Annotated in this window: 30 protein-coding genes and 1 riboswitch; of the genes, 16 read left to right on the forward strand and 14 right to left on the reverse strand. The window is 73.9% G+C overall.

Annotation, left to right across the window (positions count from 1 at the left end; all coding sequences use genetic code 11):
• Positions 1 to 18: 18 nt before the first annotated feature.
• Together murQ and ABZ312_RS02335 are read right to left on the reverse strand one after the other, a co-directional pair.
• The gene (murQ, locus tag ABZ312_RS02330; protein WP_500330369.1) at positions 19 to 954 is read right to left on the reverse strand and encodes an N-acetylmuramic acid 6-phosphate etherase; all 936 of its coding nucleotides are present in this window, start codon (positions 952 to 954) and stop codon (positions 19 to 21) included.
• A complete protein-coding gene (locus ABZ312_RS02335; protein WP_500330379.1) occupies positions 951 to 1,847 on the reverse strand; it encodes a MurR/RpiR family transcriptional regulator in 897 nt (298 codons plus the stop codon). The genes murQ and ABZ312_RS02335 overlap by 4 nt, the downstream gene beginning before the upstream one ends.
• An 83-nt stretch (positions 1,848 to 1,930) precedes the next feature.
• On the opposite strand from ABZ312_RS02335, the gene ABZ312_RS02340 reads away from it, so the two are divergent.
• Positions 1,931 to 2,317 carry a DUF8819 family protein gene (locus tag ABZ312_RS02340; RefSeq protein WP_500330370.1) on the forward strand — a complete coding sequence of 129 codons (387 nt, stop codon included), beginning with the start codon at positions 1,931 to 1,933 and terminating at the stop codon, positions 2,315 to 2,317.
• 1 nt (position 2,318) lies between these two features.
• On the forward strand, positions 2,319 to 2,606 hold the full coding sequence (locus ABZ312_RS02345; protein ID WP_500330372.1) for a DUF4031 domain-containing protein: 288 nt from the start codon (positions 2,319 to 2,321) through the stop codon (positions 2,604 to 2,606).
• Between the two features lie 223 nt (positions 2,607 to 2,829).
• Here the strand turns inward: ABZ312_RS02345 and ABZ312_RS02350 are convergent, their stop codons facing one another.
• Both ABZ312_RS02350 and ABZ312_RS02355 read right to left on the reverse strand, forming a co-directional pair.
• A complete protein-coding gene (locus ABZ312_RS02350) occupies positions 2,830 to 3,441 on the reverse strand; it encodes a maleylpyruvate isomerase family mycothiol-dependent enzyme (RefSeq protein WP_500322757.1) in 612 nt (203 codons plus the stop codon).
• A gap of 92 nt (positions 3,442 to 3,533) precedes the next feature.
• Positions 3,534 to 4,220 (reverse strand): HD domain-containing protein, encoded by a 687-nt coding sequence (locus ABZ312_RS02355; protein ID WP_500322767.1) that lies wholly within the window; start codon positions 4,218 to 4,220, stop codon positions 3,534 to 3,536.
• A 52-nt stretch (positions 4,221 to 4,272) separates the two neighbouring features.
• Here ABZ312_RS02355 and ABZ312_RS02360 point away from each other — a divergent pair, with 52 nt between their 5' ends.
• A complete protein-coding gene (locus ABZ312_RS02360) occupies positions 4,273 to 4,974 on the forward strand; it encodes a copper homeostasis protein CutC (RefSeq protein ID WP_500322756.1) in 702 nt (233 codons plus the stop codon).
• Between the two features lie 93 nt (positions 4,975 to 5,067).
• Here ABZ312_RS02360 and groL read toward each other — a convergent pair whose 3' ends face one another.
• From groL to thrC, 4 genes are all read right to left on the reverse strand, one after another.
• Positions 5,068 to 6,690 carry a chaperonin GroEL gene (groL, locus tag ABZ312_RS02365; RefSeq protein WP_499512491.1) on the reverse strand — a complete coding sequence of 541 codons (1,623 nt, stop codon included), beginning with the start codon at positions 6,688 to 6,690 and terminating at the stop codon, positions 5,068 to 5,070.
• A 361-nt stretch (positions 6,691 to 7,051) separates the two neighbouring features.
• Complete coding sequence (locus ABZ312_RS02370) at positions 7,052 to 7,258, reverse strand: cold-shock protein (RefSeq protein WP_005486335.1); 207 nt, start codon at positions 7,256 to 7,258, stop codon at positions 7,052 to 7,054.
• Between the two features lie 425 nt (positions 7,259 to 7,683).
• Positions 7,684 to 7,962, reverse strand: coding sequence for a ubiquitin-like small modifier protein 1 (locus ABZ312_RS02375; protein ID WP_500322755.1), 279 nt, complete (start codon positions 7,960 to 7,962; stop codon positions 7,684 to 7,686).
• 45 nt (positions 7,963 to 8,007) lie between these two features.
• Positions 8,008 to 9,294, reverse strand: a complete 1,287-nt coding sequence (gene thrC / locus ABZ312_RS02380) for a threonine synthase (protein ID WP_500322754.1) — start codon at positions 9,292 to 9,294, stop codon at positions 8,008 to 8,010.
• Positions 9,295 to 9,312: 18 nt separating this feature from the next.
• Positions 9,313 to 9,440: riboswitch (SAM riboswitch) on the reverse strand.
• A 157-nt stretch (positions 9,441 to 9,597) separates the two neighbouring features.
• Here thrC and ABZ312_RS02385 point away from each other — a divergent pair.
• The gene (locus tag ABZ312_RS02385; protein ID WP_499516871.1) at positions 9,598 to 10,566 is read left to right on the forward strand and encodes a glucosyl-3-phosphoglycerate synthase; all 969 of its coding nucleotides are present in this window, start codon (positions 9,598 to 9,600) and stop codon (positions 10,564 to 10,566) included.
• A 259-nt stretch (positions 10,567 to 10,825) separates the two neighbouring features.
• Positions 10,826 to 12,286 carry an alpha,alpha-trehalose-phosphate synthase (UDP-forming) gene (locus tag ABZ312_RS02390; RefSeq protein WP_500322753.1) on the forward strand — a complete coding sequence of 487 codons (1,461 nt, stop codon included), beginning with the start codon at positions 10,826 to 10,828 and terminating at the stop codon, positions 12,284 to 12,286.
• Here the strand turns inward: ABZ312_RS02390 and ABZ312_RS02395 are convergent.
• Together ABZ312_RS02395 and ABZ312_RS02400 are read right to left on the reverse strand one after the other, a co-directional pair.
• Positions 12,283 to 12,684 (reverse strand): hypothetical protein, encoded by a 402-nt coding sequence (locus ABZ312_RS02395; protein WP_500322751.1) that lies wholly within the window; start codon positions 12,682 to 12,684, stop codon positions 12,283 to 12,285. The genes ABZ312_RS02390 and ABZ312_RS02395 overlap by 4 nt on opposite strands.
• Positions 12,681 to 13,073, reverse strand: coding sequence for an ATP-binding protein (locus ABZ312_RS02400; RefSeq protein WP_500322750.1), 393 nt, complete (start codon positions 13,071 to 13,073; stop codon positions 12,681 to 12,683). Before ABZ312_RS02400 ends, ABZ312_RS02395 begins: the two co-directional genes overlap by 4 nt.
• 115 nt (positions 13,074 to 13,188) lie before the next feature.
• On the opposite strand from ABZ312_RS02400, the gene ABZ312_RS02405 reads away from it, so the two are divergent.
• From ABZ312_RS02405 to ABZ312_RS02420, 4 genes are all read left to right on the forward strand, one after another.
• The gene (locus ABZ312_RS02405; RefSeq protein ID WP_500322749.1) at positions 13,189 to 14,004 is read left to right on the forward strand and encodes a helix-turn-helix domain-containing protein; all 816 of its coding nucleotides are present in this window, start codon (positions 13,189 to 13,191) and stop codon (positions 14,002 to 14,004) included.
• Positions 14,001 to 14,201 carry a DUF397 domain-containing protein gene (locus tag ABZ312_RS02410; RefSeq protein ID WP_500436218.1) on the forward strand — a complete coding sequence of 67 codons (201 nt, stop codon included), beginning with the start codon at positions 14,001 to 14,003 and terminating at the stop codon, positions 14,199 to 14,201. The genes ABZ312_RS02405 and ABZ312_RS02410 overlap by 4 nt, the downstream gene beginning before the upstream one ends.
• A gap of 106 nt (positions 14,202 to 14,307) precedes the next feature.
• On the forward strand, positions 14,308 to 15,210 hold the full coding sequence (locus ABZ312_RS02415; protein WP_500436220.1) for a hypothetical protein: 903 nt from the start codon (positions 14,308 to 14,310) through the stop codon (positions 15,208 to 15,210).
• Between the two features lie 246 nt (positions 15,211 to 15,456).
• Positions 15,457 to 15,867, forward strand: a complete 411-nt coding sequence (locus ABZ312_RS02420) for a hypothetical protein (protein WP_500322746.1) — start codon at positions 15,457 to 15,459, stop codon at positions 15,865 to 15,867.
• 91 nt (positions 15,868 to 15,958) lie between these two features.
• Here ABZ312_RS02420 and ABZ312_RS02425 read toward each other — a convergent pair whose 3' ends face one another.
• Positions 15,959 to 16,171, reverse strand: coding sequence for a hypothetical protein (locus ABZ312_RS02425; protein WP_500436222.1), 213 nt, complete (start codon positions 16,169 to 16,171; stop codon positions 15,959 to 15,961).
• A 134-nt stretch (positions 16,172 to 16,305) separates the two neighbouring features.
• Here ABZ312_RS02425 and ABZ312_RS02430 point away from each other — a divergent pair, with 134 nt between their 5' ends.
• From ABZ312_RS02430 to ABZ312_RS02440, 3 genes are all read left to right on the forward strand, one after another.
• Positions 16,306 to 17,403, forward strand: coding sequence for a sensor histidine kinase (locus tag ABZ312_RS02430; protein ID WP_500436224.1), 1,098 nt, complete (start codon positions 16,306 to 16,308; stop codon positions 17,401 to 17,403).
• A gap of 2 nt (positions 17,404 to 17,405) precedes the next feature.
• Entirely contained in the window at positions 17,406 to 18,071 is a 666-nt protein-coding gene (locus ABZ312_RS02435) for a response regulator transcription factor (RefSeq protein WP_500322765.1), read from the forward strand.
• A 101-nt stretch (positions 18,072 to 18,172) separates the two neighbouring features.
• Positions 18,173 to 19,033: an SDR family NAD(P)-dependent oxidoreductase gene (locus ABZ312_RS02440; protein ID WP_500322742.1), complete on the forward strand. Its 861-nt coding sequence runs from the start codon at positions 18,173 to 18,175 to the stop codon at positions 19,031 to 19,033.
• Here ABZ312_RS02440 and otsB read toward each other — a convergent pair.
• Both otsB and ABZ312_RS02450 read right to left on the reverse strand, forming a co-directional pair.
• Entirely contained in the window at positions 18,994 to 19,890 is an 897-nt protein-coding gene (gene otsB, locus ABZ312_RS02445; RefSeq protein ID WP_500322741.1) for a trehalose-phosphatase, read from the reverse strand. The genes ABZ312_RS02440 and otsB overlap by 40 nt on opposite strands.
• A 476-nt stretch (positions 19,891 to 20,366) precedes the next feature.
• Positions 20,367 to 20,627 carry a DUF3263 domain-containing protein gene (locus tag ABZ312_RS02450; protein ID WP_499512503.1) on the reverse strand — a complete coding sequence of 87 codons (261 nt, stop codon included), beginning with the start codon at positions 20,625 to 20,627 and terminating at the stop codon, positions 20,367 to 20,369.
• Between the two features lie 209 nt (positions 20,628 to 20,836).
• Between ABZ312_RS02450 and ABZ312_RS02455 the strand changes: the two genes are divergently transcribed.
• The 3 genes from ABZ312_RS02455 (at position 20,837) to ABZ312_RS02465 (ending at position 23,918) form a co-directional block, all read left to right on the forward strand.
• Positions 20,837 to 21,751, forward strand: a complete 915-nt coding sequence (locus ABZ312_RS02455) for an ROK family protein (RefSeq protein ID WP_500436226.1) — start codon at positions 20,837 to 20,839, stop codon at positions 21,749 to 21,751.
• Entirely contained in the window at positions 21,694 to 22,887 is a 1,194-nt protein-coding gene (gene nagA, locus ABZ312_RS02460) for an N-acetylglucosamine-6-phosphate deacetylase (protein ID WP_500357843.1), read from the forward strand. The genes ABZ312_RS02455 and nagA overlap by 58 nt, the downstream gene beginning before the upstream one ends.
• An 89-nt stretch (positions 22,888 to 22,976) precedes the next feature.
• Positions 22,977 to 23,918, forward strand: coding sequence for a 1-phosphofructokinase family hexose kinase (locus ABZ312_RS02465; RefSeq protein ID WP_500322737.1), 942 nt, complete (start codon positions 22,977 to 22,979; stop codon positions 23,916 to 23,918).
• On the opposite strand, the gene ABZ312_RS02470 is transcribed toward ABZ312_RS02465, so the two are convergent.
• Complete coding sequence (locus ABZ312_RS02470; RefSeq protein WP_500436228.1) at positions 23,915 to 24,892, reverse strand: carbohydrate-binding protein; 978 nt, start codon at positions 24,890 to 24,892, stop codon at positions 23,915 to 23,917. The genes ABZ312_RS02465 and ABZ312_RS02470 overlap by 4 nt on opposite strands.
• A gap of 217 nt (positions 24,893 to 25,109) precedes the next feature.
• On the opposite strand from ABZ312_RS02470, the gene ABZ312_RS02475 reads away from it, so the two are divergent.
• Entirely contained in the window at positions 25,110 to 26,123 is a 1,014-nt protein-coding gene (locus ABZ312_RS02475; RefSeq protein ID WP_500436230.1) for an SAM-dependent methyltransferase, read from the forward strand.
• Positions 26,124 to 26,139 lie beyond the last annotated feature (16 nt).

Genomic DNA, 26,139 nt, shown 5'->3' on the forward strand with positions numbered 1-26,139 from the left:
ACGCCCGCGCGCGCATGCTCACCCGCGGTCGTCGGCGACGGCCGCGAGCAGTGCCGCGCGCAGATGGCCGTCCGCCTCCGCCAGGAGCCGGGCGGCCGTCGGGGCGTCCACGCCGCCGAGGACGACGAGGACGGCGTTCTTGACCTCGCCGCCGGCGGCGGTGAGGGCGGCCTCGATCTCGTCGTCGGGCGCGCCGGTGGCCAGGGCCACGATCCGCCGGGACCGGGCGCGCAGCTTGTCGTTGGAGGCGCGCACGTCGACCATCAGGTTCCCGTAGGTCTTGCCCAGCCTGATCATCGTGATCGTCGACAGCATGTTGAGGACGAGTTTCTGCGCGGTGCCCGCCTTCAGCCGGGTGGAGCCGGTGAGGAACTCCGGGCCGGTGAGGACCTCGATGCCGTGGTCGGCCGCGGCAGCCAGCGTGGAGCCCGGGTTGCAGGACAGTCCGACGGTCAGCGCGCCCAGCGCGCGGGCGTGCTCCACGGCGCCGACGGCGTACGGGGTGCGGCCGGAGGCGGAGACCCCGACCACGGTGTCGTCCGGGCCGATCCCGAGGGCGTCCAGGTCGGCGGCGGCCAGTTCCCCGCTGTCCTCGGCGCCCTCGACCGCGTCCACGATCGCCGTGGGCCCGCCCGCGATGAGCCCGCTGACCTGGCCCGGCGCGGTGTTGAAGGTCGGCGGGCACTCGCTGGCGTCGAGCACGCCGAGCCGTCCCGCGGTGCCCGCGCCCGCGTAGACCAGGCGGCCGCCGCGGGCCATGCGCGCGGCGATGCCGTCGACGGCGGCGGCGATGACGGGCAGTTGCTCGGCGACGGCGGCCGCCACGGTGCCGTCCTCGGCGTTCATCAGCCGGGCGATGTCGAGCGTCGGGAGCCGGTCGACCTCGGCGAGCTCGGCACGGAAGGCCTCGGTTCCGAGGTGGTCCAGCTCGCGACGGAGCTCGGCGTGCGTCATTGCGGGTGGTTCCTTCGCGGGCTGTGGCGGTGGGCGAGGGCTTCGTACGAGGCGGACAGGGCCGGGGCCGCGGTGTCGTACGTGCGCTGGGCGACCCCGACGAACAGGCAGTCCACCACCAGCAGCTGGCTGGTGCGGCTGGCCATGGCGGCCGGGCGCAGTTCGCTCTCCCGGCCGCTGGAGGTGAGCAGCACGTGGTCGGCGTACTGGGTGACGGTGCCGTCCGCCCGGCCGGTCACGGCGATGGTGGTGGCGCCCCGGTCGAAGGCGGCGCGCAGCGGCTCGACCACGTCGTGGGTGTGGCCGGAGTGCGTGATGGCCACGGCGACGTCGCCCTGGCGCAGCTGGACCGCGTTGGTGAGGGTGAGGTGCGGGTCCCCCAGGGCGTGCGCCACCAGGCCTATCCGCAGCAGCTTCTGCACCAGGTCCTGGGCGACCAGGCTGGACGCCCCGATCCCGTAGACGTCGATGCGGCGGGCGGCGGCCAGCGCGGCCACGGCCGCCTCCAGCTGGGCCACGTCCAGCTGGGCGGCGGTGTCGGCCAGGCACCGCTGCTCGTCCAGCGCGAGTTTGGCGACCACGTCGGCCAGCGGGTCGTCCACCGCGATGTCCGGGGTGACGGCGGGCGGTGCCCCAGCCTCCACGCGGGCGGCCAGCGCGGCCAGCGCGAGCCGCAGGTCCCGGTACCCGGGGTAGCCCAGCACGCGCGCGGTGCGCACCACGGTGGCCTCGCTCGTCCCCGTACGGGCCGCAAGCGCCGTCACGGTCAGCCGGGAGCAGCCCGCCGGGTCCGCGGCCACGGCCTCCGCGACCCGCTGCATCGACCGGGTCATGGACGGGGCCATGGTCCTGACCTTGGCGGCCAGCCCGCCGGTGTTGAAGGTTTCCTTCATCTTCTCGGCCACGGACGAAAGCTATTTTCACCTCCTGACGGCGTCAAGGACGCCTGCGCGGCGGTTGGTCCACAATGGGGGTCATGGATCCTGACGCACCCGGTTCCTCCGCCGGCCTGGAGGCGGCCCTGCACAGCGCCCGCGCGCTCGTCCTCGCCGACCTGACCGCGACCGGCGTCGCCGACGCACACATCGTCTCGCTCGTCGAGGACGCCGTCTCCCAGCGCCGCTGGTGGGTGGAGCAGTGGCCCGACGGCGCCGCGTTCGTCGCGGGGCTGGTCGCCCAGGACGTCAAGGACGCCCTGCTCGAACGCATGGGCCGCTGGCCGCTCTGCCCTCGCTGCGCCGACCCGCACGCCCTCGACGTGGAGCCCGAACTCGGCCCCGACCCGCACTGGGTGTGCGAATCGCTCGGCGAGGCCGTCGCCCCCGTGGGCGGCCTGTCCGCGACCCTCGGCGGGCCCCGCTGACGTGACCGTCTACATCGACCCGCCGACCTGGCCGGGCCACGGCCGCATGTGGTCCCACATGGTGAGCGACACCTCGTACGAGGAGCTCCACGCCTTCGCCGCCGCCATCGGCGCCCCCCGCCGCGCCTTCGACGCCGACCACTACGACGTCCCCAGCGAGCGCTACGCCTCGGCCGTCGCCGCGGGCGCCGTCGAGGTCGGCAGCAAGGAACTGCTGCGCCACCTCACCGAGGCCGGCCTGCGCCGCCCCAAGCGCAGGTCCCCCCAGGGTGAGGCCGGCAGGACCTAGGCGGTGTCGTCAAATGGGCGCCGGCCGCCCGCAGGGCGGGCTCGGCGGCGTCTGGTGCGGTGCATCGCAAGGCGGAGAGTCGTCCTCGTAGTGGGTTACTCGGACGAATCGACAACGCAGCGTGGGGGCACCCCCGGCCGAAGGCTGGGGGAGTGCCGTACCAGGCGTCGCCGAGCAGGCGGGCATTTGACGACACGGCCTAGGTGCATCGACCCGGCGGCGCTCACAGCGGCTCGCCCTCCAGCCGGCCGGCGGGGAGCCGGCGCCCGCACATCGCCAGGGCCAGGTCCTCGCCGGTGCCCCGCAGTTCCGGGCCGGAACCGTACGACCAGTCCTGGTCGGTGGCCCGCAGCAGCCGGCCCTCGACGGCGACGCCGAAGTGCGCGTGCCCACCGCCCGCGGTGAGGTCGTCAAGGAGGATGCCGAGGGTCTCCCCCGGGACGCGGCGCCCAGTGCCGAGCGGCACGGTGATGTCCAGCCCGTGGATCACCACGTGGTTGAGCGCGCCGTGGGCACCGCCGCCCGGGGGCTGCCACCGCCCCATCACCTCGGAGCGCAGACAGCCGACCAGTTCCCCGGTGGGCAGTGCGCCGTCCCGCTCGGCGACGGCGTCGGACAGCCGGGTGAAGTCGAAGCCGTGCTCGGCGAGGAGCGCCATGAACGCCTCCTGCGAGTAGCGCGCCGCCATCGTCATGTGCGCCACGACCTCGCGCACCCGCCAGCCCTCGCAGAGCGAGGGGGTGTCCCACCACGCGGCGGGGGCCCCGTCGAGCAGGTCGGCCAGGTCCCTGAACTCGGCCGCGACGGCGGCCTGCACCTGCGTGTCGTCGGTCATCGCTGTCGTACCCCTTCGTCGCGTGCCGCGGGCGGCTCCCCGCACGGAACAAGACCGCCCGCGCGCACCGGAGTCATCGGTTCGCGCCGCAGTCATCGACGGGCGTCGTCCACGTCGCCGGGGGCGAGCAGTTCCAGCTCGGTGGTGAGGTTGCGCCGGGCGGTGGCCTCCCAGCGCCCGTACGCCTCCGGCGTGTGGAAGAGCCGGGGCAGCCGCAGGAGCTGGCGCAGGACGTCGGCGCGGCCGGCGCGGAAGGCGTCGTCGGGGACGAAGCCGTACTCCTCGCGAACGGCGGCCGCGTACTCGGCGTAGGCGGTGGGGTCGCCGGCGAGGACGGCCAGGTCGGCGTCGCTGAGGACCTCGCCGTCCCGGTCGCCCTCGGCGGGATGGTGGGTGACGGTGAGCCGGACCAGGCGGGCGACCTCGGCGGTGATCGCGTCCGGGACCCCGGCCTCGGGGAGCGCGCGTTCGGCGAGCCGGGCGCTGCGCTCCTCGTTCTCCGAGCGGTCGGGCCGGTAGACGGCGTCGTGGAACCAGGCGGCGAGCAGCACGGCGTCCGGGTCCTCGGCGTGCCCGGCGAGGGCCTCGACGTGGTCGAGGACGGCGGTGAGGTGGGTGGTGGTGTGGTAGCGGCGGTGCGGCTCGGCCCAGCGGGCGATCAGGTCCTTGCCGTACGGCACCGGGTCGACGGACTCCGTCTGGCAGCGGCGCAGCAGGTCGCACCAGCGGGCGAGGAGGGCGGAGCCGGTTTCGGGTGCGGTGTCAGCCATGAAGGTCATTGTGCGGTACGGGGGGTCGCGGGCACCTGCGGGCATGTGACACCCTAGAGATATGTCTAGACCAATTTTCGAAGTGATCGCGCTCGACGCCGACGACGCCCTCGCGGCCCGGACGGGCGGCGCGGACCGCCTCGAACTGGTCACGGACATGGCCGCGGACGGCCTGACGCCGTCCCGGGAGACCTTCGCCGCCGTCCGGGCCGCGGTGGACATCCCGGTCCGGGTGATGCTGCGGGCCCGCGCCGACTTCGCCGTGGGCGGCACCCGCGAGACGGACGCGCTCTGCGCCGCCGCCGCGGCGCTGCGCGGCGAGGGCGCCGACGAGTTCGTGCTCGGGTTCCTCGACGCGTCGGGCGCGCCGGACCTGGCCGCCGTGCGCCTGCTGGTCGACGCGATCGGTTCCGGTGCCCGCTGGACCTTCCACCGTGCCATCGACCACTCCGCCGACCGGGAGGGCGTGCGCTCGGCGGTGCGCGGGCTGCCCGGGCTGGACACCTTCCTCACGGCGGGCTCCGCGCGCGGGGTGGACGCCGGGCTCGGCCATCTGCTGGCGGAGGCGGGCCGTCCCGGCGAGCCCCAGCTCATGGTGGGCGGCGGGCTCCGCGCGGAGCACCTGCCGCGGCTGCTCGCGGGCGGCATCGACGCCTTCCACGTCGGGGGCGCGGTCCGCCCCGGCGGCTGGGCCGGGCCGGTCGACGCCGAGGCGGTGCGCACCTGGCGCGATCTGCTCGACGCACCGGTCGCCGTCCCGTGACCGGGCGGCAGCCGGAAACGCCCGAGGGCGGTACCCCGCGTGGGGTACCGCCCTCGGTCTTCTGCCGTGGTGCGGAGTCCTGATCCCGGAGGATCAGAAGTCCATGTCACCGCCGGGCATGCCGCCGCCGGCCGGCGCAGCGGCCTTCTCCGGCTTGTCGGCGATGACGGCCTCGGTGGTGAGGAAGAGCGCGGCGATGGAGGCCGCGTTCTGCAGCGCGGAGCGCGTGACCTTGGCGGGGTCGATGATGCCCTCGCCGATCAGGTCGACGTACTCGCCCGTGGCGGCGTTGAGGCCGTGGCCCGGGGTCAGGTTGCGCACCTTCTCCACCACGACGCCACCCTCGAGGCCGGCGTTGACGGCGATCTGCTTCAGCGGGGCCTCCAGGGCCAGCTTCACGATCGCGGCACCGGTGGCCTCGTCGCCGTCGAGCTCGAGCTTCTCGAAGACGTTGGACGCCTGGAGCAGGGCCACGCCACCACCGGCGACGATGCCCTCCTCGACGGCGGCCTTGGCGTTGCGCACCGCGTCCTCGATGCGGTGCTTGCGCTCCTTGAGCTCGACCTCGGTGGCGGCACCGGCCTTGATGACGGCCACGCCGCCGGCCAGCTTCGCCAGACGCTCCTGGAGCTTCTCGCGGTCGTAGTCCGAGTCGCTGTTCTCGATCTCGGCACGGATCTGGTTGACGCGGCCCTGGATCTGGTCCTGGTCGCCGGCGCCGTCCACGATCGTGGTCTCGTCCTTGGTGACGACGACCTTGCGGGCGCGGCCGAGCAGGTCGAGACCGGCGTTCTCCAGCTTGAGGCCGACCTCCTCGGAGATGACGGTGCCACCGGTGAGGATGGCGATGTCACCGAGCATGGCCTTGCGGCGGTCGCCGAAGCCCGGGGCCTTGACCGCGACGGACTTGAAGGTGCCGCGGATCTTGTTGACGACCAGGGTCGACAGCGCCTCGCCGTCGACGTCCTCGGCGATGATCAGCAGCGGCTTGCCGGACTGCATGACCTTCTCCAGCAGCGGGAGCAGGTCCTTGACCGAGGAGATCTTGGAGTTGACGATCAGGATGTACGGGTCGTCGAAGGACGTCTCCATACGCTCCAGGTCGGTGGCGAAGTACGCCGAGATGTAGCCCTTGTCGAAGCGCATGCCCTCGGTGAGCTCCAGCTCCAGACCAAAGGTCTGGGACTCCTCGACGGTGATGACGCCTTCCTTGCCGACCTTGTCCATCGCCTCGGCGATGAGCTCGCCGATCTGCGGGTCGGCGGCGGAGATGGAGGCGGTGGAGGCGATCTGCTCCTTGGTCTCCACGTCCTTCGCCTGCTCCAGCAGGGCGGCGGAGACGGCCTCGACGGCCTTCTCGATGCCGCGCTTGAGCGCCATCGGGTTGGCGCCGGCGGCGACGTTGCGCAGGCCCTCGCGGACCAGCGCCTGGGCGAGGACGGTCGCGGTCGTCGTGCCGTCACCGGCGACGTCGTCCGTCTTCTTCGCGACCTCCTTGACCAGCTCGGCGCCGATCTTCTCGTACGGGTCCTCGAGCTCGATCTCCTTGGCGATGGACACACCATCGTTGGTGATCGTGGGGGCGCCCCACTTCTTCTCGAGGACGACGTTGCGGCCCTTGGGGCCAAGGGTGACCTTGACGGCGTCGGCGAGCTGGTTCATCCCGCGCTCGAGACCGCGCCGTGCCTCCTCGTCGAACGCGATGATCTTGGCCATGTGAAGTGGTCCTCCCGGACTTGGGGTCCCCCCGCGGCACAGGGCTGCGGGGAAGGATTACTCCAGGACCGTGCCGGCGCCCGCGACGGACGGCCTGCCCTCCCGCCGGTTCCTTTACGACGGTCGAGCGGGCCTCACCCACTCGGTCCTTTGTCACTCTCAACGTCAGAGTGCTAACGCCAATGATTAGCACTCGCCCCAGGAGAGTGCAAGCCGCTTGGCCGGGGTCGTGGACAACCTGCAGGTCGGGTCCGCGGCCGCCCCGGGCAGCACGAAGGCCCGCCCCCGTGCGGGGGCGGGCCTCGACGCGTACGTTTGAGCGGCCGTACGCGAAAGTGCTCCGTGGCCGATGCGCGGCGCGTCAGCCGGCTGCGAGACGGACCATGTCCGCCTGCGGCCCCTTCTGGCCCTGCGAGATCTCGAACTCGACCCGCTGACCTTCCTCGAGGGTGCGGTAGCCGTCCATCTGGATCGCGCTGTAGTGCACGAAGACGTCCGCACCACCGTCGACCGCGATGAAGCCGTAGCCCTTCTCCGCGTTGAACCACTTGACGGTGCCCTGAGCCATTCCTAACTCCCCTATTGCTGGCCCTTCGCAGACCCGCACCTCGCGGACCCGGGTCAGACCTCACCCCCTACAGCCAAGGGGGCGTGCGCCGGAACGCGTCGACCGCGGCTGAATGTATCTGCCCGGACGCTGTCTGCAACAGGTCAATCGGACGAGAATTCCGGGCACAGAGAATCGGAAAAAGAGCCTGATCGGCGAATAATCCAGGGCAACTCGGACCGGACATAAGCGGCCAACGCGACAAACGCGACGTGAATTTGGCGATAAATCGTCGACAAGGCCACCCCGGGGAAGAGGGGTTGCGCAGAGCGTTGCAGGGAGTTGCGAGCCGTCGAGGGCAACTGTACAGGCCTTCAACTACCGCTCCGCACACAGGGGGTGCCGGGTGGTCCCCGGCACCCCCTGTCGCCCGCGGGCCGTGCGGCTCAGCAGCCTCCGGCGACCGCCGGGATGATCGAGACGGACGCGCCCTCGCCCACCGTGGTCTGCAGACCCTCGGAGAAGCGGACGTCGTCGTCGTTGACGTAGACGTTCACGAAACGGCGCAGCTTGCCCGTGTCGTCCAGGACCCGCGCGGAGATGCCGGGGTGGCTCTGCTCCAGCGAGTCGATGACCTCGGCCAGGGTGCCGCCCTCGGCGGGGACCTCGGCACGGCCGCCGGTGTAGGTGCGGAGGATGGTCGGGATGCGGACGGTAGCGCTCATGATGCTGGGTTCACCTTCAGTCTGGGTCGGCCGGTGCGGTCGGGGTCAGCCCGCCAGGCCGGCGGCGCGGAACGCGTCGAGGCTCGGGCGGATGGTGGCCGTGGGGCGGGAGGTCGGTGCGACGGCGTCCAGCGTCTTGAGGCCGTCGCCGGTGTTGAGGACGACGGTCTCACCGGCCGGGTCGAGCTGCCCGTTCTCGATGAGCTTGCGCAGCACGCCGACCGTCACGCCGCCGGCCGTCTCGGCGAAGATCCCCTCGGTCCGGGCGAGCAGCTTGATGGCGTCCACCACCTGCTCGTCGGTGACGTCCTCGACGGCGCCGCCCGTACGGCGGGCGATGTCCAGCACGTACGGGCCGTCGGCCGGGTTGCCGATGGCCAGCGACTTGGCGATCGTGTTCGGCTTCTGCGGGCGCACCACGTCGTGGCCGGCCTTGAAGGCGGTCGAGACCGGGGAGCAGCCCTCGGCCTGCGCCCCGTAGATGCGGTAGGGCTTCTCCGCCACCAGGCCGAGCTTGATCAGCTCCCGCAGCCCCTTGTCGATCTTCGTCAGCTGCGAGCCCGAGGCGATCGGGATGACGATGTTGTCCGGCAGGCGCCAGCCCAGCTGCTCGCAGATCTCGTACGCGAGCGTCTTGGAGCCCTCGCCGTAGTAGGGGCGCAAGTTGACGTTGACGAAGCCCCAGCCCTCGCCGATCGGGTCGCCGATCAGCTCGCTGCAGAAGCGGTTGACGTCGTCGTAGGTGCCCTCGATGCCGACCAGCTCGCCGCCGTAGACCGCGGCCATGACGACCTTGCCCTCCTCCAGGTCGTGCGGGATGAACACGCACGAGCGGAAGCCGGCCCGGGCGGCCGCGGCGCCCACGGCGCCGGCCAGGTTGCCGGTGGAGGAGCAGGACAGGGTGGTGAGGCCGAAGGTGCGGGCGGCCTCCAGGGCGATGGCGACGACCCGGTCCTTGAAGGAGTGGGTCGGGTTGCCGGAGTCGTCCTTGATGTGCAGGCCGCCGGTGACGCCCAGTTCGCGGGCGAGGTTGTCCGCCTTGACCAGCTTGGTGAAGCCCGGGTTGAGGTTGGGCTTGGAGGCCACGTCCGCGGGGACGGGCAGCAGCGGCGCGTAGCGCCAGATGTTGTCCGGCCCGGACTCGATCCGCTTGCGGAGGGTCTCGGGGTCGCCGCCCGGGAGGTCGTACGCCACTTCGAGCGGCCCGAAACAGACCTCGCAGGCGAAGATGGGTTCCAGCGGGAAACGCTCACCGCACTCGCGGCAGGAGAGCGCGGACGCGGGGCCGAAGGCGGAATCGGTGGACGCGGGTGCAACGGTCTGCGCAGCCATGTCAGGCGAGGCCCTTTCTCCTCATCTTCCTCACGGCGCATTTCGCCGCGAGACGGAATTGGCACCTTCCCCACCTGGACCTCGCGGTCGGCGGGAGGGTTGCCGGGGCTTCAACGGGCCGTTCCCTCTGCCCCTCTGGATGAGCGGTATGGCACCGGGCGCAGGGCCCGGGCGTTTGTCGGACGGGGCGCGATCACCGCGGACATACGATGGTCATGCCTCGTGTTCAAGACTGTAACCGACGACCTCGAACCTGGTCATGGGCCGTCCGTCCTGCGAGACGGGCAGAAACGGAGCAACCCGGTGCTCGACGAGGTGGCCGGCTGGCTGCAGCGGCGGTCCTGGACCGCCGACCACAGGCCCCTGCCGCAACTGCTCGCCGCCAAGCGCGCCGCGGGCGCGCGCGGCACGGTCAGCGTCGTGCTGCCCGCCCTCGACGAGGAGGCCACGGTCGGGGCGATCGTCGGGACGATCCGCCGCGAGCTGATGAGCGAGGCGGTGCCGCTGGTCGACGAACTCGTCGTGCTGGACTCCGGGTCGACCGACCGCACGGCCGAGGTCGCCGCGGCCGCGGGCGCGGTCGTCGTCCACCGGGACGAGGTGCTCCCGCGGCTGCCCGCGCTGCCCGGCAAGGGCGAGGTCCTGTGGCGCTCGCTGCTCGTGACGCGCGGGGAGATCGTCTGCTTCGTCGACTCCGACCTGCGCGAGTTCGACGCGCGGTTCGTGTCGGGGATCGTCGGGCCGCTGCTCACGGACCCGGACGTGCAGCTGGTCAAGGCGATGTACGACCGGCCCCTGGAGACCGGCGGCACGGTGGTCCCGGCCGGCGGGGGCCGGGTGACGGAGCTGGTCGCGCGGCCGCTGCTCAACCTGCACTGGCCGCAGCTGGCGGGTTTCGTCCAGCCGCTGGGCGGCGAGTACGCGGCGCGCCGCTCGCTGCTGGAGCGGCTGCCGTTCCCCGTCGGGTACGGGGTCGAGCTCGGGCTGCTGGTGGACGCGCTCAACACGGTCGGGCTCGACGCGCTGGCCCAGGTCGACGTGGGGGTCCGGCACCACCGGCACCAGGACGGCCAGGCACTGGGCCGCATGGCCGCGGCGATCTACCGGACGGCGCAGATCCGCTTGGCCCGGGGCCATCTCGTGCGGCCCGTCCTCACGCAGTTCGACCGCTCCCCGGACGGCGGTTTCGAGCCCCGCGTCCACGAGGTCGCGACGGATGAGCGTCCCCCGATGCGGACGGTCCCCGAATACGCCCACCGCGCGGTGGCGTGACGTTGTAAGCCGGTTGCGGGCAGTCGTCCCCGCTCGGCGGGACGGGTGGGCGCACCCCACCCGCCGGCGTGCACACGCCGACGCAACCCGCGGTACCGCACAGGTGCGGCGCCGTGGCCAGGTTGTGCCCACCCTCCCCCAGCTCCGCTGGGGGTGCCCCCACGCCTGGCGGCGGACCGCCTGCCCACAACCTGGCTGGAACCCCCGGCTGGGCTAGCTCGTACGTTTGCGGTCGGGGATGCGTGGCTAGGCTGGCCGCATGGTCGCATCGCATGCCGCGCGCGTACTGGTCGCGTCCAACCGCGGCCCCGTGTCGTACAGCCTCCGCGAGGACGGCACGCTCACCGCCCGCCGCGGCGGCGGCGGACTCGTGTCGGGCCTGAGCGCGATCGGGCCGGACGCGGACGCCGTCTGGGTCTGCGCGGCGCTCGGCGAGGGGGACCGGGCCGCCGTCCTGCGCAGTTCCGGGGGCACGGGCCGGCTGCCCACCGCCGACACCGGCGGCCAGCACGTACGGATGCTGGACATCCCGGCGGACACCTTCGCGTCGGCCTACAACGGCATCGCCAACTCGGTGCTGTGGTTCATCCACCACATGCTGTTCCAGACCCCGCTGGAACCCGTCTTCGACGAGGACTTCCGCGAGCAGTGGGCGGCGTACGTGGCGTACAACGCCGCCTTCGCCGACGCGCTGGCCGAGGAGGCGGGCCAGGGCGCGGCCGTCCTGGTGCAGGACTACCACCTGGCGCTGGTGCCGCAGCTGCTCCGCTCGCGCCGCCCCGACCTGCGCATCGGCCACTTCTCGCACACCCCGTGGGCCCCGCCGGACTACTTCCGCCTGCTGCCCGACGACGTCGCCGCGGAGGTGCTGAGCGGCATCCTCGGCGCCGACCGGGCCGGCTTCCTGACCCGGCGCTGGGCGGACGCCTTCGCCGCGTGCTGCGCCGACGTGCTGGGCGCCTCCGTCATCCGTGACGAGGGCAGCCTCACGATCACCCACAAGGGCCGCACCACGCGGATCGGGGTGCACGGCCTCGGCGCGGACGCCGACTTCCTGCGGGAGCGGGCGCACCAGCCGGACGTGGACGAGCGCCTGGCGTCGCTGCAGGAGGCCGTGGGCGGTCCGGACCGCAAGGTCATCGTGCGCGTGGACCGCACCGAGCTGTCGAAGAACATCATCCGCGGCCTGCTCGCGTACGCGCAGCTGCTGCGCGACCACCCCGAATGGCAGGGGCGCGTGGTGCACATCGCCTTCGCCTACCCCTCCCGTCACGACCTGGCCGTCTACCGGGAGTACACGGACGAGGTCTCCGACCTGGCCGAGGAGATCAACGAGGAGTTCGCCACGCCGGGCTGGCAGCCGGTGGTCCTGCACGTCAAGGACGACTTCGCGCGCTCCCTGGCCGCCTACCGCCTGGCGGACGTCGCGCTGGTCAACCCGATCCGCGACGGCATGAACCTGGTGGCCAAGGAGATCCCGGTCGTCTCGGACGACGGCGTGGCGCTGGTGCTCTCCCGCGAGGCGGGGGCGTACGAGGAGCTGGCCGACGACGCGTTCGTGGTCAACCCGTACGACATCCGGGCCACGGCCAACGCCCTCCACCAGGCGCTGTCCGTCTCGCACGGCGAACGGGCCGAGGCCACCAAGCGACTCACGGCGGCCTCGACGGCGCTCCCCCCGCAGCAGTGGTTCCTGGACCAGCTGCGGGCGCTGGGCTAGGAACGTGAGCGCGCCCGCCGGCTGATCCCCAGCCGGATGCGTCCGGCGGTCGTGCCCAGGGCGAGGTAGGTCTCCACCTCCGGCAGCGGCGCGCGGCGGGCGAGCGGGTCCAGCCCCACGACGAGCGCGACCGGTCCGCCGCCCGCGACGAAGGCGGACCACCGGTCCCCGGCCGCGACCTCCAGCAGCGGGCCGCCGTCCGGGCCGCGCACCGTGGCCCGCCCGGGACGCGGGACGGCGATCCGCTCACCGAGCTCCGGCAGCCGCCGCCCGGGCTCGGCGAGCCCGAGGAGCGCGGCGAGTTCCGCCGTCCCGCTCCCGTGCGGATGCGCCAGCAGCAGGAACGCCACCGGCCCGAACGCCGTGTCGTCCAGCCAGGTCCACGAGGCGGGCCTCACCGCAGCACCACCCACACCTGCTTGCCGTCGGGGGTCGGCCGCACGCCCCACCGGTGCGCCGCCGCCGCGATCAGGTGCAGGCCGCGCCCGCGTTCGGCCGCCCAGTCCGGCGGCCCGGGGGCCGGGACCGGCAGGACGGGGGAGCGGTCGCTGACCGTGGCCCGCACGCCGTCCGCGGCCAGGTCGTCCAGGGTCAGCTCGCACTCGGGGGATCCCGCGTGCCGGTGCACGTTGGCGAGTATCTCCGTGACGCACAGCGCGGCGGCGGACGCCAGGTCCTCGCGCCCCCAGGCGCGGAGCTGTTCGCGTACGGCCCGGCGGACCTCGGCGATGCGGGCGGGCTCGGCGACGACGCGCATCGCCGCCGCGGGTGGAGATTCCTGCGTCATGGGTCCAACGGTTCCGTGCCGTGGCTAGCCTGACCAGGGCGGACCTGACCCCGGATCAGTTGTGTCGGGACCGGTCCGCGGCTGTGTACGGCGTGTGTACCGGGGAGGTGGTGCCGTGTCCGCGAAGGGCGAGGGCTCGGCCAGCATGCGGATGTTCGGTTCCGTGGCACGGTCCCTGCGGGAGGCCCGTGGGGTGTCGACCGACGAACTGGCCGCGCACGTCGGCTATTCGAAGTCGCTGGTGGTCAAGATCGAGCGCGGCGAGCGGATGCCGCCGCCGGCGTTCGTGGAGCGGGCGGGAACCCTGCTGGACGACGGCGGCGGGGTGCTGCGGTCCGCGGCGCGTCATCTCGAACGGGCCGAGTTCCCCTCCTGGTTCGAGGAGTACGCGGAGCTGGAGCGCGCGGTGGTGAGCCTCTACACCTACGACACGCACGTCATCAACGGCCTTCTGCAGACCGAGGAGTACGCCCGCGTGGTGCTCGGCGCCTACTGTCCGACCCTGGAGACGGAGGAGGTCGAGCGCCGGGTGCGGGCCCGGCTGGCCCGGCAGGCGCTGCTGACCCGTGCCCCCGCGCCGCAGCTCGCCTTCGTCATCGAGGAGTGGGTGCTGCGGCGTCCGGTCGGCGGACGGGCGGTGCACCGGCGCCAGTTGGAACGGCTGGTGGAGGCCGCGGCGCTGCGCCACGTCACGGTCCAGGTGATGCCGCTCTCCCATGAGGCCCACGCGGGCTTCGACGGACCGATGCACCTGCTGGAGACCCACGATCTGCGGCTGCTCGCCTATCTCGAAGTCCAGGGCCGCAGCGTGCTGGCGGACGGCCGGGACGAGGTCAGCAAACTCCACCAGCGCTATGCGATGATCCGCTCACAGGCCCTCAGCGTGGGGGACTCCGCCAGAGTGATCGAGCAGATTGCGGGGGAGCTATGACGTCCCAACTCGCCTGGTTCACGAGCAGTTACAGCGGCAGCGAGGGCGGTGCCTGCGTCGAGGTGGCCTACGCCCCGGGCGCCGTGCACGTACGGGACTCCAAGGACCCCGCCGGACCCGCGCTCGCCTTCACCGGCGAGGCGTGGACGGCGTTCGTCTCCTTCGTCGCCGACAACACCGGGACACCGGTAGAGTAATCGGCCGATCACCCTTTGTGCCCAGCGCATGAAGCGGCCCCCAGTGGTGCGCCAACACCGGCCGGGGGCCTACACCTACGAGGCTTGATCCGAAGGAGCCCCGCAAATGATCCGCCATGCTATCCCGCCGACCCGTTTCTTCTCCCAGACGCCGAACGACCTCATCCGCCATCCGCGCCTGAACGGCACCGCCGTACGGCTGCTGCAGTGGGCGCTCTCCCTGCCGGAGGGGTCCCGGGAGACCCTGCAGTCCATCGGCGAGAAGATGCCCGAGGGGCGCATCGCCCTGCGTCGGGCCCGGCAGCAGCTGGAGGCGGAGGGCTATGTGCACACCCGCCGCACGCAGAGCCGCGAGACCGGCCGCTGGACCACCCAGGTGCTCGTCGCCAACGTGCCGCTGCGCGACCCCGCGGAGATCGAGGCGGCCTTCGCGGCGCCGAGCGGCAGCCTCCCGACCGCCGGTGCGCCGTCCGTACGGGCCGTCGGCGCATCCCCCAAGGGGGAGAACAGGGAGGAGGAGAACACCTCCCACCCCGGACCCCCCGCCGACGAGCCGCTGGTCGCCCGCGCGGCGGCCGCGCTGCACCGCCTCGGGCGGCGGGAGGCCAGGCTCGCCCTGGGCGTCGCCGAGGCGGCCCGGCTGGCCCCGCTCGCCGCCCGCTGGCTGACACACGGCGCGAGCGAGCTGGAGCTGGGCACCGCCCTGTCCTCCGGGCTGCCGCCCGCCGTGCACTCCCCCGCCGGCTTCATCGCCCGGCGCCTGCGCGACAAGCTCCCCGCACCGCGCCCCGCCCGCGACCCCGCCGCCCCTGCGGCCCCGCTCCCCGAATGCCCCGGCTGCGGCGACCCGCTGCCCCCTGGCCGTACCGGCCCCTGCCCGCCCTGCTCCACCGCCGCCCCCGCATCCGACGCCCCGTCGGGTGCTCCGCGCGGCGCCTCGCTGGTCCGCGCGGGCATCGTGCGGCAGCGGCCACACGTGAAGCCCCGGGCGGTCACCGGCGTCATCTGAGGCCCGTTCCTGCATGCTGACCGAGCATCGCACCGCCGCTCCGTCAGATCGTCGAGCGGGCACCGTTCATCCTCTTTGGTCACCCAAAGTGCGGAACACCTCGCACAAGGTGACGATGAGCGCAATCGCTTCGACCCGGAGCGAGCTCCTTCCGTCATCTTCGAAGGCAGAGAGATGAACATACGAGCGAAGAAGACCATGTCCGGTCGACCCCGTCATAAGGTGCTTTGGGGTGTCGCCGGAGCCATGACGGTCGCCGCAGCGGTCGTCACGACCACCGCATTCGCCGGTCCCACCCACGCCTCCGCCACCGCGCGCACCGCCGCGGTCGCCGACGACGCCGCCTCGAACCCCGTCCAGGGCGGCGGCAACCGGGACAACTTCGGGCGGCTGAGGACCGCCGAGTTCCTGGGTGTCCTCTCCACCGTGCCCTCGGGCGCCACGCAGACCGTCTCGGCGCGCTGCCCCTCGCGCACCGAGGTCACCGGCGGCGGCTTCGTCCTCAGCAACAGCGACCTGAGCGTGCTGACGAGCCAGCGGTCCGGCAACGGCTGGACGGTCACCGTCCGGAACAGGAACGGCATGACCACCCCCATCCCCACCGCCCGCGCCGTCGTGGAGTGCGCAGCGATCGTCCGCGACAACAACAACTGGTGACCCGACCCCCTACATGTGCCACCGCCCCGGCCCCCGTCGCACAGGAACGGGGGACCGGGGCGGGCCGTGCGCGACCGGGCGCGACCGGGCGTCAGGAGCGCTTGCCCGCCGACTCCGCGGCGGAGAGGACCGCAACGCCGAGGACGAGCAGGAGGACGCACACGTAGATCTCGTAACCGTCCAGGAAGCCGATCCGGTGGGTCAGCGCCCACAGACGGAACCAGCCGCCGGTGAGCTCGTAGGCGATGCCGCCGATGCCCTGGGAGAGCAGCACGAAGCCGAGGAAGCCGAGGAAACCCTTCATGCCACGAGGCTAGGGAGCACGCGCCCGCGCGGGCTGTCGGCGAAAGTCGCCGATCACGCGCGGGCTGTCGTCCGAAAGTCTCGACTTGGGGCGCGGGGGTGGTGCCGGCGCCCCGGGACCGTACATTCGGGAACATGCGACGCGTACGGCAGGGGGTCGTCGCCGACATCGCGGTCTTCCTCGGTGCGGCGGCCTTCTCCGTGCTGTCCGTGGACGGGGTGGGTGCCCCGGTCGGGGCCGTCGAGCAGGCGGTCAGCGCGGCCGCGTGCGCGGCGCTCTTCCTGCGGCGGCGGTGGCCGGTGCAGCTGGCGGTGGTGCTGCTGGTGACCGGGTGGTTCGCGCACCTGGTCGGCGGCCCGACCGCGGTGGCGGTCTTCACCGCGGCGGCGCACCGGCCGCTGCGCACGACGGCCTGGGTGGCGGCCCTGGCGTTCGCTCCGCTGCCGCTGTTCGTGGCGCGGGGGCCCGACCCGGACCTGCCGGAGACCGGCTCGGCGACGACCTTCTTCGTGATCATGGCGGGCTCGATTGGCTGGGGGCTCTACGTGCGCTCCCGGCGCCAGTTGCTGGCCTCGTACGCCGAGCGCGGACGGCGGCAGGCGCGCGAGGAGATCGCCCGGGAGATGCACGACGTGCTGGCGCACCGGCTGTCGCTGCTGAGCGTCCACGCGGGAGCGCTGGAGTTCCACCCGGGGGCGTCCCCCGCGGAGATCGAGCGGGCCGCCGGGGTGATCCGGGAGAGCGCGCACCAGGCGCTGGACGACCTGCGCGGCATCATCGGCGTCCTGCGCGAGCCGGACGGTTCCGGTGCGGCGGACGGCGCGGGCGGACGGCCGCAGCCGACGCTGGCCGACCTGCCGCGGCTGGTCGAGGAGTCCCGGGACGCCGGGATGCGGATCGTGCTGGAAGCGGACGACGACGCCGTGGCGGCGGCGCCCGCCGCCTCGGGGCGCACGGCGTACCGGATCGTGCAGGAGGGGCTGACCAACGCACGCAAGCACGCCCCCGGCACGGAGGTGACCGTGCGGCTCGCCGGCGGTCCCGCCCGGGGGCTGACCGTCGAGGTCAGCAACCCGGTGCCGGCCGCGGCGGCCGTGGTGCCGGCCATCCCCGGCGCCGGGCAGGGGCTGATCGGGCTGACGGAGCGGGCCTCGCTCGCCGGGGGCGACCTGGAGCACGGCCGGGCCGGCGGGGACTTCCGGCTGCGCGCCTGGCTACCGTGGGCGGCGTGACGATGGTGCGGCTGCTGCTGGTGGACGACGACCCGCTGGTGCGGGCCGGGCTGCGGATGATGCTGGGCGGGGCGCCGGACGTCGAGGTCGTCGCCGAGGCGGCCGACGGCGGCGAGGTGGCGGCACTGGTCCAGGAGCACTCCCCCGACGTGGTGCTCATGGACATCCGCATGCCCGTCGTGGACGGCCTCGCGGCCACCGAGGCGCTGCGGGCGCGGCCGGGCGCGCCCGAGGTGATCGTGCTGACCACCTTCAACACCGACGAGCACGTGCTGCGGGCGCTGCGCGCGGGCGCGGCGGGCTTCGTCCTGAAGGACACGGCGCCGCGCGAGATCGTCGAGGCGGTACGGAAGGTGGCGGCCGGCGAACCGGTGCTGTCCCCGGCGGTGACACGGCAGTTGATCGCCCAGGTCGCCGAATCCGGCGCCGGAGGAAGGGGCGCGCGGGCCACCGCACGGCGCAGGCTCGCGTCGCTGGGCGAGCGGGAGCACGAGGTGGCCCTCGCCATCGGGGAGGGCCGGTCCAACGCGGACATCGCGGCCGGGCTCCACATGAGCGTGCCGACGGTGAAGACCCACGTCTCCCGCATCCTCGGCAAGCTCGGCCTGAACAACCGGGTCCAGATCGCCCTCCTCGTCCACGACGCGGACGCCACGGGCCGGGGCTGACCGGGCGGAGGCCCCCGGGCTGTCTAGGGTGCGGTCATCAGTACGCGCGCACCCGCGCACCTGCGCACCCGCACGGCCCGGCAGAGAGCGAGAGCCACCCCATGACCACCGGCACCTCCAGGACCGTCCTGATCACCGGCACCTCCTCAGGCATCGGCCTGGCCACCGCCGTGGCCGCCGCCCGTGCCGGCTGGAACGTCGTCGCGACCATGCGCGACCCCGGGAAGGCGGACGCCCTCCGCAAGGCCGCGGCCGGGGCGGGGGTCGCCGAACACGTCCACGTGAAGCGGCTGGACGTGACCGACGCCCGGCTGGTCGCCGCGGTGGTGGAGGACGTCGTCGTGGAGTCCGGCGGCCTGGACGCGGTGGTCAACAACGCCGGCGCCGGGCACGTCGGCACGATCGAGCTGGAGACGGTCGCGGACGTCCGCGCCACGATGGAGGTCAACTTCTTCGGCGTCGTCGAGGTCACCAAGGCCGCGATGCCCCACCTGCGCGCCTCCGGCGGGCGGCTGGTCACCGTCACCAGCGTGGGCGGCGTCGTGGGGCAGCCCTTCAACGAGGCCTACTGCGCCGCGAAGTTCGCGGTCGAGGGCTACATGGAGGCGCTCGCGCCCGTGGCGGCCGCGGTCGGGGTCACCGTGAGCGTCGTCGAACCGGGCGCGGTCGGCAGCGAGTTCGTCGCCAACCTCGGCATCGACATCCCCGCGTACGCGGCGGCCGCGGGCCCCTACCGGCCCGCGTTCACCCACTACCTCGACCGGACCACGCAGGCGTTCACGGCCGCCCAGACCATCGACGAGGCCGCGGCGCCCATCGTCGAGGTGCTCGGCGCCGAGCGGCCGCCCTTCCGCGTCCAGACCTCCCCGCGGGCCCGGGAGTTCACGGGCGTGAAGCTCGCGGACCTCGACGGGTCCGCGGTTCAGTCGCTGACCGGCGGCTGGCTCTCGGACCCGTCCTGACCGTCCCGCTCCTCCAGGGCGTCCGCGAGGGCGTCGACGAGCGCCACGACGCCCTCCGGGCCGTCCACGACGAGGTCGGCCCGGGCGGCCAGTTCGGCCACCTCCGCGCTGCCGCTGCACACCAGCACACCGGGCAGGCCGTCGGCACGCCGCTTCTCCACGGCCCCGAAGGCGGCCAGGTCGCCCAGGTCGTCACCGGCGTACAGCACGGGACCGGCGCCGACCTCCCGCAGGTAGTCGTTGAGGGCCACGCCCTTGTCCATGCCAGGCGGCCGCAGCTCCAGCACCATCCGGCCCGGCTCCACGATCAGCCCGTGCCGGTCCGCCAGATCGCGCAGCGGTCCGCTCAGCGCCTCGAACGCGGCCTGCGGATCCTCCGTGCGGCGCGTGTGGACGGCCACGGCGCGGCCCTTGTCCTCCACCCACGTGCCGTGCCACGCCCCGATCGCGTCCAGCACGCCCGGCAGTTCCGCGCGCACCGCGTTGACCCCGGGGTGCGCGCCGGGCGCCTTGACCTCGCCGGAACGGGCGTCCCACCGCTCGGCGCCGTAGTGGCCCAGCACGACCATGTGCTCCAGGGCCGGCACGCCGGCGAAGCCCCCGTACCGCACGGCCACGCCCGCGGGACGGCCCGTCACGACCACGACGGACCCGATCCGCGGCGCCAGCCGGGCCAGTGCGGCGGCCGCGCGGGGATGCGCCCGCGCGGCGTCCGGATCCGGCACGATCGGCGCCAGCGTCCCGTCGAAGTCCAGGGCCAGCACGGCCCTGCGGGGCTCCGCGAGCAGTGCGGCCAGGCCGTCCTTGCCCTCGGGCGTCGTGGGTACCGGCAGTTCGTCCCTGCGGCTGCGGCTCATGCCCCCGACCATACCGACCCCTGCGGGGGGCATGCCCGGCGTACGGAAGCATCCCGCTTCCGGCGGTGTTCTCCGCCCCCGCCCGCGGGTCCGCCGCGCCTGCGGCGGGCGGTCTCCCCATCCGAACCCCGGACAACCGGTCGCCGGCAGGGACGCCCATCTCACTGCCGGAAGGACGGGCGCGGACTGGTGGTGTCCGCCCCGGATCCACCGCGCCTGCGCGGCTCTCCCACCGCGCCGTCGCGCCCGCGGGCCCGCCGCGCCTGCGGCGGGCTGTCTCCCACTCACCCACTCGCCCGAACCCCGGACAACCAGTCGCCGGCGGGGACACCCATCTCACTGCCGGAAGGATGGGCGCGGACTGGTGGTGTCCGCCGCGGATCCACCGCTCCTGCGCGGCTCTCCCACCGCCGCCCGAACCCCGGACACCCGGTCACCGGCGGGGGCATCCATCGCGCCACCGCGCGGGGCGGGCGTCAGCGGGTGGTGCGGTGGGTGTCGCGGGTGCGGCGGAGGCGGTTGACCGTGACGGGGTCGTGCGCGAGGGCGCGGGGGTCGTCGAGGAGGGCGTTGAGGAGCTGGTAGTAGCGCGTGGGGGAGATGCCGAGGCGTTCGCGGACGGCGCGTTCCTTCGCGCCGGGTCCGGCCCACGTGCGGCGGGCGATGTCGAGGACGGCGCGGTCCTGCTCCGTCAGCCCGTCCGCGGGGGCGTCCGCCCCGGTCTCGTCCCGTTCCATCCGACCACCATATCCGCGCCCCGCCCGGCGGATGCGCCGGGTGTCCCTCCGGTCACACGGAGTCCCGACACCGACCCCCCCCTCATGAGGTCTACACCACTCGGGGTTCGCGCCCGCGACCCCGCCCGGCGCCCGTTCGCACGCGGCACGCGATCTCTTTCGACGAGTGGACTAGACCTTTTGCGGGGTCCCGCGCGACACTGTCCCCCGTGAGACACGTCATCGCCCTCGATGTGGGCGGCACCGGCATGAAGGCCGCCCTGGTCGCGGCGGACGGCACGCTGCTGCACGAGGCACGCCGCCCGACCGGCCGGGAGCGCGGCCCGGGTGCCGTGGTCGACTCCGTGCTCGACTTCGCCGCGGACCTTCGTACCTACGGCGAAAGCGCTTACGGCGAGCCCGCCGCCGCGGCCGGCGTCGCCGTGCCCGGGCTGGTCGACGAGCGGGCCGGCATCGCGGTCTACTCCGCGAACCTCGGCTGGCGCGACGCGCCCCTGCGCGACCTGCTCACCCGCCGCCTCGACGGCACCCCCGTCGCCCTCGGCCACGACGTGCGCGCCGGCGGCCTCGCCGAGGGCCGGCTGGGCGCGGGGCGGGGCGCCGAGCGCTTCCTGTTCGTGGCGCTGGGCACCGGCATCGCCGGGGCGATCGGCATCGAGGGCCGTGTCGAGGCCACCGAGCTCGGGCACGTCGTCGTCCGCCCCGGCGGCCCGGTCTGCGGCTGCGGCCAGCGGGGCTGCCTGGAGACGGCTGCCTCCGCCGCCGCCGTGGCCCGCGCCTGGGAGGCCGCGGGCGGGAGCCCGGACGCCGGGGCCGCCGGCTGCGCCGCCGCCGTCGAGGCGGGCGACCCCCGCGCGGCGGCCGTGTGGGACGAGGTCGTCGCCGCCCTCGCCGACGGCCTGGTCACCGGGATCACCCTGATGACCCCGGGAACACTGATCGTCGGCGGCGGGCTCGCCGAGGCCGGCGACACCCTCTTCGCACCGCTGCGGGCCGCCGTCGAGCGGCGGCTGTCCTTCCAGCAACTCCCCCTCATCGTGCCGGCGGCCCTCGGGGACACCGCCGGATGCCTGGGCGCAGGGCTGCTCGCCTGGGATCTTCTCTCCGTGGAGGTGACCGCTTGACTGCGGCAACTAGCGTGCTGACCGGTGCCCGTGTGGTGCTGCCGGACGGCGTGGTCGAGGACGGCCGGCTGACCGTCGAGGGCCGCTCGATCGTCGCGAACGACCCGCTCCAGGCGTCCACCCGCGACCTGGCCGGACACTGGATCGTCCCCGGCTTCGTCGACATCCACGTGCACGGCGGCGGCGGCGCGTCCTTCTCCTCCGGTGACGCCGAGGCCGTCCTCACCGGCGTCGCCACCCACCGGCGGCACGGCACCACCACCCTGCTCGCCTCGACGGTCACCGGGGACCTCGACGACCTGTCCCGGCAGGCCGCGCTGCTGTCCGAACTGGTCGAGCAGGGCGACCTGGCCGGCATCCACTTCGAGGGGCCGTTCATCTCCCCGCACCGGCGCGGCGCGCACAAGCCCTCGCTGCTGCGCGACCCGCACCCCTCGGACGTCCGCAAGCTGCTCGATGCCGCCCGCGGAACCGCGCGCATGGTGACCCTCGCCCCCGAACTGCCCGGCGGGCTCGACTCGGTGCGGCTGCTGGCCGAGCACGGCGTCATCGCCGCCGTCGGCCACACCGACGCCGCGTACGAGGCCACCCTGCAGGCCGTCGAGGCGGGCGCGACCGTGGCGACGCACCTGTTCAACGCCATGCCCGCGCTGCTGCACCGCGCACCCGGCCCGATCGCCGCGCTGCTGGAGGACGAGCGGGTCACCGTCGAGCTCATCAACGACGGCGTCCACCTGCACCCGGCCGTCCTGGAGATGGCGTTCCGCAGCGCCGGGGCCGACCGGGTCGCCTTCATCACCGACGCCATGGACGCGGCCGGCTTCGGCGACGGCCGCTACCTGCTGGGCCCGATGGAGGTCGACGTCGTCGACGGCGTCGCCCGGCTCGTCGAGGGCGGCTCCATCGCGGGTTCCACGCTGACCCTGGACACCGCGTTCAAGCGGGCGGTGACCGTGGACGGGCTGCCCGTCGGCGACGCCGTGCGCGCGCTGAGCGCCAACCCGGCGCGACTGCTGGGCGCCTACGACCGGATCGGCTCCCTGGAGCCGGGCAAGGACGCCGACCTGGTGGTCCTGGACGCGTCGTTCGACCTCGTGGGCGTGATGCGGAAGGGCAGCTGGGTCGTCGAGCCCTGACGGACCCCCAGGCGGCGGGGTCTGTGCCTCCGGGCGTTCCTTTGGCATGATCCCTTCCCATCGCACACGCTGTTCGAAGGGATCATGCGGTGATCGTCACCGTCACGCTGAACGCCGCCATCGACGTGACCTACCGCGTCCCCCGGCTGCGGCCGCACACCACCCACCGGGTGTCGGAGGCCGCGGAACGTCCCGGCGGCAAGGGGCTGAACGTCGCCCGCGTCCTCGCCGCGCTCGGCCACGAGGCCGTCGCGACCGGCTTCGCGGGCGGCGCGTCCGGTGACCGGCTGCGGGCCTACCTGACGGGGATCGACGGCGTCACGGACGCCCTCGTGCCCACCTCCGGCAGCACCCGGCGGACGGTGGGCGTCGTGGACGAGTCGGGTGGCGACACCACGATGTTCAACGAGCCCGGCCCGACGATCACCTCGCAGGAGTGGGCGGCCTTCCTCTGTACGTACCGCACGTTCCTGGACGGCGGCGCGGCGCGCGCCGTGGCGCTGTGCGGCAGCCTCCCGCCGGGACTGCCGGTCGGCTGCTACGCCGAACTCGTGCGGGACGCCCGCGCCGCGGGCGTCCCGGTGCTGCTGGACACCAGCGGTGAGCCGCTGCGGCGCGGCCTGGCCGCCCGGCCCGATCTGGTCAAGCCCAACGCCGCCGAACTGACCGGGCTCACCGGCGCGACGGAGCCCATGCGCGCCGCCCGTGACGCCCGCCGCCGCGGCGCCCGCGCCGTCGCCGCCTCGCTCGGCCCCGACGGCATGCTCGCCCTCGCCGAGGACGGCACCGTGTGGACCGCCCGGCCGCCGGCGCCCCTCCCCGGCAATCCCGCCGGCGCCGGCGACTCCGCCGTCGCCGCCCTGCTCTCCGGGCTCGTCGAGGGCCTCGACTGGCCGCGGCGCCTGGCCCGCGCCGTCGCCCTCTCGGCGGCCACCGTGGCGGCACCGGTGGCGGGCGAGTTCGACCGCGGGGTGTACGAGGACCTGCTGGGGCGGGTCGAGGTGCTGTGCTCGGAGGAGACGGGGCGTTAGCCCTTGTGCTCGCCCTGCTCGACCGAGACCTGGTCGAGGTAGTAGTTGCACTGGTTGCCCGCCTCGCAGGACAGGGCCACCGTGTTCTCGCCCTGCTTCAGCCGGATGTAGCTGTAGGACTTGGTCCAGCCGCCCTCGTAGTCACCAGGCTTGGCGTGCGCGAAGTTCCGCAGGCTCATGGGCCGCTGCTGCTTCTCGCCGTTGACGGTGATCGTGGCGTTCCCGTCGGCGCCCGGCACGCTGTATTCCACGAACAGCGTGTACGCGCCGTCCTCGGGAACGGAGAAGTTCCACGTGGCGGAGGCACCCACGGACTCCATCCCGGCGACGTACTTGCCGTCGGCACCCTTGCCGCCGGAGACGCCGGTGGCGATCGTGGCACCGCCGGCCAGCTTCAGGGTGGCCGCGTCCACGACTCCCGGAACGGTCGCGCTCGCCGAGGCCGAAGGCTCGCCGGAGCTGTCGTCCTTGCCGCCGTCGCTGCTCGCGGTCGGCGTGGAGCCGCCGCCCGCCTGCGGGGTCTTGTCGTCACCGCCCGCCATGGCGACGCCGATGCCGATCGCGACGGCGGCGACCACGGCGACGGCGCCGATCAGCAGGCCCTTGCTGTTGGGGCCGCCGGCACGCGGGGACGCGGCGCGCCGGCTGCCGCCGCCGGCCGGTCCCGACGGGCCTGCGGGGCCCTGGGGGCCCTGGGGGAACTGCTGGGTCGCCTGTGCCTGCTGGGGCTGCGGCTGACCGTAGGAGGGCGCCTGCTGGCCGTACGCGGGCTGCTGCTGCGGGTAGCCGTAGCCGCCCTGCTGCGGCTGCTGCTGGCGCCGCTCACCGACCCGCTGCACCTGGTTGTACGAGGTGCGGGGCACACCGGGCTGGGCAGCAGCCGCCTGACCCGGCTCCTCGCCGTCCTGGCGGTACAGGTACGCGAAGGGGTCGTCACTCCCGGGCTCGGGGGCACCGTTGTTGCCGGCCGTCATCCGCTCTTCACCTTCCACTGCCTGTCACTTGCACAGCACCTGTCAGTACCGGGCCATCCGGCAATAGGCGTACGCTCACGCGGTGGCCGAATGTTCATGATCGATTCATCCGCGGCCGTCACGGGCGGACACACCTCTGACCACGGCACCCTACCTGGAACCGGTGATGGACCGCTCAACCGTCCGAAGCCCCGGGTTGTGCACATACGGTGGAGACGTGATCGACAGCACAGCCGCGTGGACGGGGTGGCGGGAGGCCACGGAGCGGGCCCTGTACGGCCCGGGAGGCTTCTTCCGCCGGGAGCGCCCGGCCGCCCATTTCCGCACCTCGGTGCATGCCTCGCCGCTGTTCGCGGGCGCCGTCGCCCGGCTCCTGGAGCGCGTCGACGCGGACCTCGGGCACCCCGGCGAGCTGGCCCTGGTGGACGTCGGCGCGGGCGCCGGGGAACTGCTCACGGGGGTGCTCGATGTGGTTCCCGCCACGTTGCGCGCCCGCCTGCGGCCCCACGCGGTGGAGAAGGCCCCCCGACCGGACGGCCTGGACGCCCGGGTGACCTGGTCCGACGAGCTCCCGCGGGGCCTGCGGGGCCTGCTCTTCGCCAACGAGTGGCTGGACAACGTGCCGGTCGCGGTGGCGGAGACCGACGCGCACGGTGTGCCCCGCCACGTCCTCGTCCGCGCCTCGGACGGCGCCGAGCGCCTCGGCGACGCCGTGTCCGGGGAGGACGCCGCCTGGCTGCGCCGCTGGTGGCCGGTCGAGGGCGCGGAGGCCGGGACCCGGGCGGAGATCGGCCGCTGGCGGGATTCCGCCTGGGCGGCCGCGGTGGACTGTCTGGAGACCGGGCTCGCCGTCGCGGTCGACTACGGCCACGTGGCCGGGGCCCGCCCGCCGTACGGGACGCTCACCGCGTTCCGGGCGGGCCGCGAGGTCTCACCGCCCGTGCCCGACGGCTCCTGCGACATCACGGCGCACGTGGCGATGGACGCCTGCGCGGGCCCCGGGGCGGTCCTGCGCACCCAGCGCGAGGCCCTGGGTGCCCTGGGGGTCACCGGGGCCCGCCCGCCGCTCTCCCTGGCCTCCTCCGACCCCGCCGGCTACGTGCGCACCCTGGCCCGCGCGGGTCAGGCGGCCGAGCTCACCGAGCCGTCCGGTCTCGGCGGCTTCCTCTGGCTGGAGCAGCCCGTGCCGGCCGCCGCGGAAGCTGCGGGGGGCACGCCCCGGGACGCGTAAAGGGATGGGAAACTGG

It is taken from the genome of Streptomyces sp. NPDC006207 (assembly GCF_040613835.1).
In the GTDB taxonomy this organism is placed as follows: domain Bacteria; phylum Actinomycetota; class Actinomycetes; order Streptomycetales; family Streptomycetaceae; genus Actinacidiphila.